11 protein-coding genes are annotated in these 9,003 nt (G+C 68.6%); 6 read left to right on the top strand and 5 right to left on the bottom strand.

From position 1 onward, the window contains the following. Both R1101_RS26405 and R1101_RS0110965 read left to right on the top strand, forming a co-directional pair. Positions 1-1,670 (top strand): ABC transporter ATP-binding protein (locus R1101_RS26405; RefSeq protein WP_016933479.1); only part of this gene is annotated, 1,670 nt, incomplete at its 5' end. Next, positions 1,667-2,446 (top strand): energy-coupling factor transporter transmembrane component T family protein, encoded by a 780-nt coding sequence (locus tag R1101_RS0110965; protein ID WP_016933478.1) that lies wholly within the window; start codon positions 1,667-1,669, stop codon positions 2,444-2,446. The genes R1101_RS26405 and R1101_RS0110965, both read left to right, overlap by 4 nt. 4 nt (positions 2,447-2,450) lie before the next feature. On the opposite strand, the gene R1101_RS0110960 is transcribed toward R1101_RS0110965, so the two are convergent. Further along, on the bottom strand, positions 2,451-3,110 hold the full coding sequence (locus R1101_RS0110960) for a DedA family protein (protein ID WP_016933477.1): 660 nt from the start codon (positions 3,108-3,110) through the stop codon (positions 2,451-2,453). Between the two features lie 136 nt (positions 3,111-3,246). Here R1101_RS0110960 and R1101_RS0110955 point away from each other — a divergent pair, with 136 nt between their 5' ends. Both R1101_RS0110955 and R1101_RS0110950 read left to right on the top strand, forming a co-directional pair. Continuing rightward, positions 3,247-3,582 (top strand): hypothetical protein, encoded by a 336-nt coding sequence (locus R1101_RS0110955; protein ID WP_016933476.1) that lies wholly within the window; start codon positions 3,247-3,249, stop codon positions 3,580-3,582. Continuing rightward, positions 3,579-4,061 (top strand): flavin reductase family protein, encoded by a 483-nt coding sequence (locus R1101_RS0110950; protein ID WP_016933475.1) that lies wholly within the window; start codon positions 3,579-3,581, stop codon positions 4,059-4,061. Before R1101_RS0110955 ends, R1101_RS0110950 begins: the two co-directional genes overlap by 4 nt. 60 nt (positions 4,062-4,121) lie before the next feature. Here R1101_RS0110950 and R1101_RS0110945 read toward each other — a convergent pair whose 3' ends face one another. Continuing rightward, entirely contained in the window at positions 4,122-5,726 is a 1,605-nt protein-coding gene (locus tag R1101_RS0110945) for an MFS transporter (protein ID WP_016933474.1), read from the bottom strand. Between the two features lie 90 nt (positions 5,727-5,816). Then, positions 5,817-6,014: a DUF4177 domain-containing protein gene (locus R1101_RS0110940; RefSeq protein ID WP_006552868.1), complete on the bottom strand. Its 198-nt coding sequence runs from the start codon at positions 6,012-6,014 to the stop codon at positions 5,817-5,819. Positions 6,015-6,215: 201 nt separating this feature from the next. Here R1101_RS0110940 and R1101_RS0110935 point away from each other — a divergent pair, with 201 nt between their 5' ends. Then, complete coding sequence (locus R1101_RS0110935; protein WP_016933473.1) at positions 6,216-7,001, top strand: maleylpyruvate isomerase family mycothiol-dependent enzyme; 786 nt, start codon at positions 6,216-6,218, stop codon at positions 6,999-7,001. A gap of 60 nt (positions 7,002-7,061) precedes the next feature. Here R1101_RS0110935 and R1101_RS0110930 read toward each other — a convergent pair whose 3' ends face one another. Together R1101_RS0110930 and R1101_RS0110925 are read right to left on the bottom strand one after the other, a co-directional pair. Continuing rightward, positions 7,062-7,337: a hypothetical protein gene (locus R1101_RS0110930; protein WP_016933472.1), complete on the bottom strand. Its 276-nt coding sequence runs from the start codon at positions 7,335-7,337 to the stop codon at positions 7,062-7,064. A gap of 106 nt (positions 7,338-7,443) precedes the next feature. Continuing rightward, entirely contained in the window at positions 7,444-8,349 is a 906-nt protein-coding gene (locus R1101_RS0110925) for a helix-turn-helix domain-containing protein (protein ID WP_016933471.1), read from the bottom strand. A gap of 36 nt (positions 8,350-8,385) precedes the next feature. On the opposite strand from R1101_RS0110925, the gene R1101_RS0110920 reads away from it, so the two are divergent. Then, the gene (locus R1101_RS0110920; protein WP_016933470.1) at positions 8,386-8,946 is read left to right on the top strand and encodes a TIGR03086 family metal-binding protein; all 561 of its coding nucleotides are present in this window, start codon (positions 8,386-8,388) and stop codon (positions 8,944-8,946) included. The last annotated feature ends 57 nt before the right edge of the window (positions 8,947-9,003 follow it).

Below are 9,003 nucleotides of genomic sequence, written 5' to 3'. Positions count from 1 at the left end.
CCGTCCCGGCCGGGCTGCTGCTCGCGGCCGCCGCCTGCGGTCTGCTGCTGTTGTTCGATCGGACCCGGGTGCTGCTGCTCGAGGCGCTCGAAGCGTCGATGCGCGGCACGCTCCGGGCGTTCGAGGTGGCCGGTGCGGGGCAGCAGTTCGTCGACACCTGGGAACGGACCCTCGAGATCATGGTGCGGCTGTGGTGGGTGTGGATCGGCAGTGCGGTGCTGGTCGGCACCGTAGGCACCGCGCTGTTGTGCTTCGGGATCTTCCGCGTGGTGGCCCTGCGCAGCACGTGGGCGACCCGGTCGGTCGACTGGCCCGAGCAGGACCCGGCCGCCGCCCCGGGTCCGCTGCCCGTGGCGCTGCGCCTCGTCGGTTACCGGTATCCGGGAACCGACCGCGACGCCCTGTCGGACATCGACCTCACGATCGGGCCGGGGGAGTTCGTCGCGATCGTCGGGGGCAACGGCTCGGGCAAGTCGACGCTCGTACGGTTGCTCGCGGGACTCGAGCCGACCGTCGGCCTGATCGACCGGCCCGGATCCGTCGGCCCGGGACGCCCCGGTGGCACGGCCATGATCCTGCAGCATCCCGAGAGCCAGGTGCTCGGCCGCACCGTCGCCGAGGATCTGCGGTGGGGATTCGAGGACGTCGACGTCGACGATCTGCTCGCGCGGGTCGGCCTGGCCGGGATGGCGGACCGCGCCACGGAAGATCTGTCGGGCGGGCAACTGCAGCGGCTGGCGCTGGCGGGCGCACTCGCCCGCCGACCTGCACTGCTCATCGCCGACGAGATCACCGCGATGGTCGACGCCGACAGTCGCGTGGAACTGATCCGATTGCTCGCGGACGTCGCGCGGGAGGGTACCGCGGTCGTGCTCGTCACTCATCTCGACGACGAGGCCCGCGCGGCCGACCGCATCGTGCACATCGCCGACGGACGCATCGTCCCGAGGGTCGCCGCGCCGCCGCTGCCGGCGCCGGTCGCGGCGACCGCACCCGCGTTCCCGCAGCCGGTCCTCGAACTGCGCGACGTCACGCACATCTACGCGGCCGGCACACCCTGGGCACACACCGCGCTGCGCGAGGTGTCGCTGACGATCTGCCGCGGTGAAGGGGTACTGGTCGTCGGGGAGAACGGTTCGGGCAAGTCCACGCTCGCGTGGATCGTCGCCGGACTGATGCGCCCCACGCGCGGAACGGCCGTGCTGCACGACACCCCGACGGCCGATCTGCACGGAGAAGTGGGCATAGTCTTCCAGCAGGCACGGCTGCAGTTGCAACGACCGACCGTGGCCCAGGAGATCTCCGAGGTGGCCGGGCTTCCGCATACCGACCGCGGCTACGTCGCCGCCGTCCTGCACCGGGTGGGTCTGCGTCCCGAACTGATCGACCGGCCGATCGACCGGCTCAGCGGCGGTGAGATGCGGCGGGTCGCGATCGCCGCCCAACTCGCCCGCACCCCGCGGGTGCTGGTGCTCGACGAACCGCTGGCCGGACTGGATCTGCGGGGCCGCCGCGAGGTCGTGTCGATCCTCGCCCATCTACGCGCGGTCGAGCACGTCACCGTCGTCGTCATCTCCCACGACCTGCACGGAATGGAAGAGGTGTGTTCGCGCACCGTGGTGCTCGAGGACGGACGCATCGTGGAGCAGACGGGAGCGGTGATCGCATGAGTCGCACACGCACACGCACACGCACACGCACACGCACACGCACGCGCCAGCGGCGCCCGATCATCCTGCTGCGGCCCGTGCCTCGGGAGACAACCCTGCACCGGGTGTGGGCCGGCACGAAGGTCCTGTCGGCAGCGGCGCTGTCGGTGGCGGTGAGCTTCGCTCCGAGCTGGACCGGGCTCGGCATCCTGCTCGCCGTGCTGGTCGTGGGTGTGCTCGTCGCACGGATCCCGCGCGGGGTGGTCCCGACGATTCCGTGGTGGGTGTTCGCGGTCCTCGCCGTCGGCCTGGTCCTCAACGCAGCGGGTGGCGGGCTCACCGCCTACGTCCGGACGATGCTGCTCGGCGTGGGTTTGCTGGTGCTCGCGTCGCTGGTCGGGTGGACGACGCGACTGTCCGATCTCGTCGACGCCCTGCCGGTGCTGTTCGCCCCACTGCGACTGCTACGGATGCCCGTCGACGAATGGGTGACGGTGTGCGCGCTGGCGCTGCGGATGCTGCCGACCGTTCGCGCCGAGATGCGGGTGCTGTTCGCCGCGCGCAAGGTCCGCGGCCGGCCCGGCATCCGCACTCCGGCGGGGTGGTGGCAGGAGGTGGCCGACTCCGTCGGCGCGGTGGTGTCGGTATCCATGCGCCAGGTCCGCGATCTCGGCGACGCGCTGGCGGTACGGGGACCACGATCGGCGATCCGCCCGCCGCTGCGACTGCGGCTCGGGGACGTCCTGACGGTGCTGGTCGTGGCGGGCGCGTGCACGGCGATCACCGTGTGGGGCTGACCCGTCAGTTGCGGTTGTGCGAAGCGGTGTCCTTCGAACGCGAGCGGATGCGCCGGACGATCCCGTAGCCGATCACCGCGACGACGACGGCGATCACGACGTACTGCAGCGCCGAGGCGTACGGTTCGACGGCGCTCCAGTTCTCGCCGAGCTGATAACCGGCCAGCACGAAGATCGAGTTCCAGATGAGGCTGCCCGCGGTGGTGAACGCGAGGAACTGCCAGATCGGCATCCGTGTGACACCGGCGGGAATGGAGATGAGGCTCCGGAAGACGGGCACCATCCGGCCGAAGAAGACGGCCTTGCGTCCGTGCCGCTGGAACCAGGCGGTCGAACGGTCGAGGTCCTCGACATCGACGAGTGGAAGCTTCCGCACGACCGCGCGAATCCTGTCCTCACCCACCCAACGACCGATCGAATAGAGACCGAGAGCGCCGAACACGGAACCGAGGGTCGTCCAGAACAGCGCACCGAACAGGGTGAAACTGCCCAGGCTCGCGGCGAACCCGGCGAGCGGCAGGATGACCTCGCTGGGGAGCGGCGGAAAGAAGTTCTCGAGAGCGATCGCGATGCCGGCACCGACACCGCCGAGGCGGTCCATCAACTCGAGCGCCCATCCTGCGAGACCGTCGGTGGGGGCTGATTGTGAATCCGCGACACTCATCCACCCGACCCTACCGAGGGGTCGTCGAGGTTTCCGCTCGTACGGAGCGAAACGGTTCCGGTCTGCTCGGCCGGCGCGAAGGATGGCGGTGTATATCGCTCTCCACCCGGAGGGCCCATCCGGAAGGTGATCTCCCGTGACGATCGTTGTCGTCGCGGGCAACCCGCAGCCCGCATCCCACCACCTCGACGCCGGAGCCCGTCTCGCCGCGGCTCTCGCCGGACGAGAGCCCGATCACGTTGTGGACGTGGTCACACGCGGTGCAGGACTGCTCGGCTGGGGCGACGAGCAGATCGCACTGGCACCCGACCTGCTGCTCGAGCCCGTCCTGGTGGAACTGGGCGCTACGACCCCGGCGCCCGGCCTGTATCTTCACGATTCGACCTACACAACCGATAGCCGTATCGCGGACTACGCCGAACGCCGGTCGCCGGTGCCGTCCGCCGCACTTCGAAACGAGGCCGCCTCATGACCACTCTCGACGGACCGTCTCTGCGTCAGGCCTTCGCGCACGTCCCCTCGGGTGTCGTCGCGATCTGCGCGGAGGTGGACGGAGAGCGGATCGGGATGGCGGCGAGCACCTTCGTGCCGGTGTCGCTCGACCCGCCGCTCGTCTCGTTCTGCGTGCAGAACACCTCGACCACGTGGCCGCGTCTCGCGTCTCTCCCGCATCTCGGCATCAGCGTGCTGAGCGAGGAGCACGACGGTGCCGCGCGGGTCCTCGCCGCGAAGAACGGCGATCGCTTCGCCGGTATCGCCATCGAGAGTCGCGAAGGCGGCGCGCTGTTCGTCTCGGGCACGAGCGTGCGCATGGACGTGACTGTGGAGCAGGAGGTTCCGGCGGGCGACCACGCGATCGTCGTGCTGCGCATCAACGAACTGCTCACCGACGCCGACGTCGAACCCATCGTGTTCCACCGCAGCTCGTTCCGTCGCCTGCTCGCGTCCTGACTCTCTCACGATTTCGGTGTTTCCACCCGCGCTCAGTGAGGGCGGAACCACCGAAATTCTCTAGGGCGGTGGTGTTCCTGCCGATCGTCGCGGTAGCCGTCCGGTTCCGAACAGCGCCGCGATCGCGAGGAGCGCTGTCACGGCGAACGCGGCGCGCAGCGCTTCGAGTCGCGCATCGGCGTTGACTGCGACGAGTGCTTCCGTTGTGGAGGGGTCGACATTCGCCTCGTCGAGCGCGGCCCGCAACTGGGTCGTGGACAGGAACGGCACCCCGCCGGCCAGCTCGGTGGTCGCCTGCTGCTGTACCGAAGGCGGGACGTCGGGGTTGTTCTCGATTCCGGTGACGACCGACGTGGTGAGGGTCGCGATGAGGATCGACCCGATCAGCGCGGTGCCCAGCGACGCCCCGAGATTGGTTGCGGTGTTCTGCACACCGCCGACCTCCGCGCTCTGGGAATCGGGTACCGACGAGACCGTGACCGCGCCGAGCTGGGAAGCCAGCGCCCCCAGACCGAGACCCATCAACAACATGGGTATCGACACCACGGCCGCATCGGCGCCCGGGTCCATACCGGCAACGAGGATCAGGATCCCCAGGATCATCGAACCCAGACCCATGCGCACCACACGTCGGGGGTCGGCGTGGGGTCGCACTTTCGGGATCACCGTTGCGGCCAGCACCAGTGCGACCGACAACGGCAGGATTCGGACACCGGTCTCGACCGCGCTGAGTTCGAGTACGACCGACAGGAAGAGAGGGACGGAGAAGAAGACTCCGGCCTGCACCGCGAACTGCGCGAAGAACATCGTCAGACCGCCGACGAGCTGGCGGTTGGCGAACAGCCCCGGATCGACCAGCGGGTCGCGGCCCCTGCTGACGAGAGCGCTCTGCCACCGCATGAATGCATAGAGCACCAGCGAGCCCGCGACGAGAAGCCAGATGACCGGGGACAGGCCCAGGACGGCGGGTGCGCCCGGCTCGGCCCGCACCCAGCCCCATTCGCTCGAGCGCAGGACGCCGTAGACGACGGATCCCAGACCGAGTACGGACAGGGCGGATCCCACGAGGTCGAGGTGGACGCGGTGAGGGGGAACGTCCTCGATACGGCGCAGCACCAGCAGGATCAGCACCACCAGGACGACCTCGCCGAAGAAGACGTAACGCCACGACGCGAACGTCGTGACGGCCCCGCCCAGCAACGGACCCACGGCCACGGCCGACGCACCGGCCGCCGCGACCAGACCGTATGCTGCGGAACGCCGATCGGGAGCGAAGTTGGCTGCGACGAGCGAGACGATCGCCGGCATGATCAGAGCCGCGCCGATACCTTCGAGCAACGACCACCCCACCAGCAGGACCGCGAGGTTCGGGGCGAGTCCGGTGGTGAACGAGCCGATGCCGTAGATCACCAGTCCGATACCGAACGCGCGACGTCGACCGAGGATCGTGCCGACCTTCCCCCCGGTGATCATGAGGGATGCCATCACCAGGGTGTAGAGGGTGATCGCGGTCTGGATGCCGGTGATCGTGGTGCCGACGTCCTGTGCGACGGTCGCCATCGACACGTTCATCACCGAGCTGTCGAGCGTCATCAGGAACTGGCCCGACGCCAGTACTGCGAGTACCAGGGTCGAACCCGAGCGGATCTCCGGCTGCGACGACACCTGTCCGTCCTTCGGCTCAGGTCGCCGGGAGAGGCGGGAAGGATCCACTGCCGCTACCGACAGGTACCGGCATTCGGCGCGACATCGCTTCTACTCTTCGCGTTCGAATGTCACGAGCATTCCCTCGACGCCACCGGGGCCGATCCGTCCCTTGATGTCGGCGGAGGTGATCGCCTTCAGGCGCCACCCGTCTCGGGCATGATCGTTGAGGATCTTCTCGAGCTTGCCGCCGGACATCTTCCCGCCGAGCATGCCTTCGCGGATCTCGATCACCTTGTACGAGTACATCTGTTCAGCTTACGGTCGCCCCGCGAGAATCTCGTCGAAATCCGACGGCAGTACGTGACATCGGAAGATGACGCTTTCGAGACCGATCGTGAACTTCGGTGTTTCCGACCGCGCTCGGCGACGTCGGAAACACCGAAATCGTGAGAGGACACCGACCGTGCAGAATCGGGACGGGTATCGGGCCGAGTGCGAAGGGTAGGCATGCTGGACTACACGCGTTACTGCGTCGAGATCGTCGAACAGACGGAACTGCTGGTGGCCTCACTGGCCGGGCAGGATATGACCACAGCCGTGCCGTCGTGTCCGGGATGGAACGTCGGTCAGCTCGCCCGGCACATCGGCTACGGGCACCGGTGGGCGGCCGAGGCGGTCCGGGGGAACGGGGCGATGCCCCGCACCGACCGCCCGATGCGGGAGTTGGCGGATTATGTCGACGAGGATCCGGACGAGGTGATCCCGTGGTTGCGGGAAGGGGCGCACGAGCTCGGGACCGCCCTGCGGGAGATCGGCCCGAACATGCGGGTGTGGACACCGATCCCGGGCGGCAGGAAAACCCCGGAGTTCTTCGCCCGGCGGTTCACCCACGAGACGGTCGTGCACCGCGCCGACGCTGCGCTTGCGCTGGGTGTGGGATTCGCGGTGGCACACGACCTCGCGGTCGACAGCGTGGACGAGTGGCTCGACCTGGCCGTGGTCACCTGGCCGCGACGCGATGCGGAACGGCACCGTGCGCTGCACGGTCCGGACCGGACACTGCACTTCCATGCGACGGACACGTCGGCGGAGTGGGTCGTGGATCTGACCGGAGAAGAGTTCGTGTGGCGGCACGCCCACGAGAAGAGTGCCGTCGCGGTACGCGGACCGCTGACGGAGCTACTGCTGGTGCTCTACCGGCGGCGCGCGGTGGACGCGACCGACGTGAAGGTCTTCGGCGACACCGAGTTCCTGGCGGCCTGGCTCGACGTCAGTTCCTTCGGCCAGCCGTAGGTCGGACCGCACAGCGGGTGGCCGCACCGCGACGTCGAGACACGGCCACCCGCATGCGAATCAGAGCGACAGGCGTGAGGCCGAGTACGCGTGGCGGATCGCGTCGAGTGCGCTGGTGCAGGGAATGTGGGCTTCCTGCAGCGAGTGGATCACCTCGGCGGTCGGTCCGGACTGCTCGAAGGCGCTGCCGGCGGCGACGGCCCAGGCGACTTCGCCGGGCTCGAATGTCCGAGTGGGCTTCCATCCTCGCTGGGGTGCAAGCTCGCGCAGAGTGCTCCAGTGCGCGACCTCGTCCGCGTCCGGACGTCCGATGAAAAGTAGGCGGTCGTGTCCCACGATGAACCCCTTCGTTCTTCGTCGTGCTTCGACAGGTAGGTCGTCCTCCCTGTGTGCTTCGTTACATTTACCTGATCGCGAGGCCTCATGGGTTTGGGAGGTTCCACTATGTGGTACGCGCGTCGGGCTCGCGAGACCCATCCGAGGAAGGCGGTCGTGTATCGCCGTAGCGAGCAGCGAACGCACCGGGGGTCATGCCCACGACCTTCGCGAAATCTCGCACGAAGTGGGGTTGGTCGGCATAACCGAGGACGGCGGCGACCTCCGACAACGAGCCGGGTCTCTCGCGCAGGCGGCCGGCGGCCTCCTGCAGTCGCCGTCGCTGGATGAGCCACTTCGGGGTCAGGCCGATCCGCCGCTGGACGAGGCGTTGCAGGGCCCGCTCACCGAGAGCGAACTCCGTTCGGATCTGCTCGACACGCAGGACGTCGGGGTTCTCCTCCACGAACGCCACCAGCCGATTGACGAGTCGTCCTTCCTCGTCGATGGGGAGGTGGGCGCGAAGCACCTCGTCGAACCCCTCCGTCGCGGAGCGATGCGACTCCGGTGAACGGGGGTCGGATGCCATCGCCTCGCGTACCCGTGTGATCAGGCGCGTGCCGGGGTCGCCGAGGACGTCGGTGAGGTCGACGGCCCGGTCGGTGAACGCCGCGAGCGAGGTGCCGGTGAGCAGGGCGCCGGCCGCAGGGCTGAGCATGCACCCGACCGTCCAGCCCTCGCCGGTGAGTGTGACGGTGGACAGTCCGTGCTCGACACCGTAGAAGCGCGCGTAATCGTGCCCGACCACCATCTGGCAGACCGGATACCGCAGCACCCGCTGGGGTGCCTCCCGGCCGGGCGGCACCGACCAGACCGGAATCCAGTACCGCTGCACCAGGTCCGTGAGGTCGGGCCCGGCGGGATAGCGATCGATGGTGTGCGAGGCGTCGTGCGGGTCCTTCAGGTGGGCGCGTTCGATGTCGTCGCGACCGCCGAGACGCCGCGCCGCCGGGTCGCCGCCGTCGGGTTTCATCAATACCTCGCCCTCGGTGGTCGTCAGTATCGAGTCATGAATACAACAGCACTGCGACACGCAGAGGCCTACAAGCCGCTCACCGACGTGATCTCGTCCCTGCGCGACGCCGAGTGGGACGCACCGTCGCCGTGTGAGGGGTGGACCGCGCGCGACGTCCTGGCCCACATCATCGACACGCAGCGGGAGTTCTTCGACGGTCGCGGTGTCGAGACGGGGGAGCGGCCCGACACCGGCCGTCCCGCCGAGGCCTGGCAGGTACACACGGCGCGTATCGCCGAGATCCTCGCCGACGACGCACTCGTCTCGACGACCTACGAGGGTTATTTCGGGCCGACGACGGTGGGCGCGACCTTCGAACAGTTCTACATCTGGGACATGCTCGTGCACCGCTGGGACATCGCGCGCAGCGCGGGGGCCCATGTGGCGTTCTCCGACGCCGAACTCGATCGGATGGAGGCGGGCGCCGACAGTTTCGGCGACGCGCTCTACATGGACGGTGTCTGCGCGCCGGCGGTGGACGCTGCCGACGATGCCGACCGCACGACCCGCATTCTCGCGAAGATGGGCCGGCGCACGGCCGCGGCGCTTCGATAGGCCGCGTTATCGTCGGTCGTATGAGCGAATCGATCCGCGTCGCGGACTTCGTGCGCG

It is taken from the genome of Rhodococcus sp. R1101 (assembly GCF_000278445.1).
Taxonomy (GTDB): domain Bacteria; phylum Actinomycetota; class Actinomycetes; order Mycobacteriales; family Mycobacteriaceae; genus Rhodococcus; species Rhodococcus gordoniae.
The sequence above is the reverse complement of the archived record's forward strand: the minus strand, read 5'-3'. Positions and strand labels throughout refer to the sequence as shown.

What these genes read in the sequence shown, in the direction of transcription:
- R1101_RS0110965 (WP_016933478.1), top strand. Translation starts at nt 1,667, where the DNA reads ATGAGTCGCACACGCACACGCACACGCACACGCACACGCACACGCACG.
- R1101_RS0110960 (WP_016933477.1), bottom strand. Translation starts at nt 3,110, where the DNA reads ATGAGTGTCGCGGATTCACAATCAGCCCCCACCGACGGTCTCGCAGGA.
- R1101_RS0110950 (WP_016933475.1), top strand. Translation starts at nt 3,579, where the DNA reads ATGACCACTCTCGACGGACCGTCTCTGCGTCAGGCCTTCGCGCACGTC.
- R1101_RS0110940 (WP_006552868.1), bottom strand. Translation starts at nt 6,014, where the DNA reads ATGTACTCGTACAAGGTGATCGAGATCCGCGAAGGCATGCTCGGCGGG.
- R1101_RS0110935 (WP_016933473.1), top strand. Translation starts at nt 6,216, where the DNA reads ATGCTGGACTACACGCGTTACTGCGTCGAGATCGTCGAACAGACGGAA.
- R1101_RS0110925 (WP_016933471.1), bottom strand. Translation starts at nt 8,349, where the DNA reads ATGAAACCCGACGGCGGCGACCCGGCGGCGCGGCGTCTCGGCGGTCGC.
- R1101_RS0110920 (WP_016933470.1), top strand. Translation starts at nt 8,386, where the DNA reads ATGAATACAACAGCACTGCGACACGCAGAGGCCTACAAGCCGCTCACC.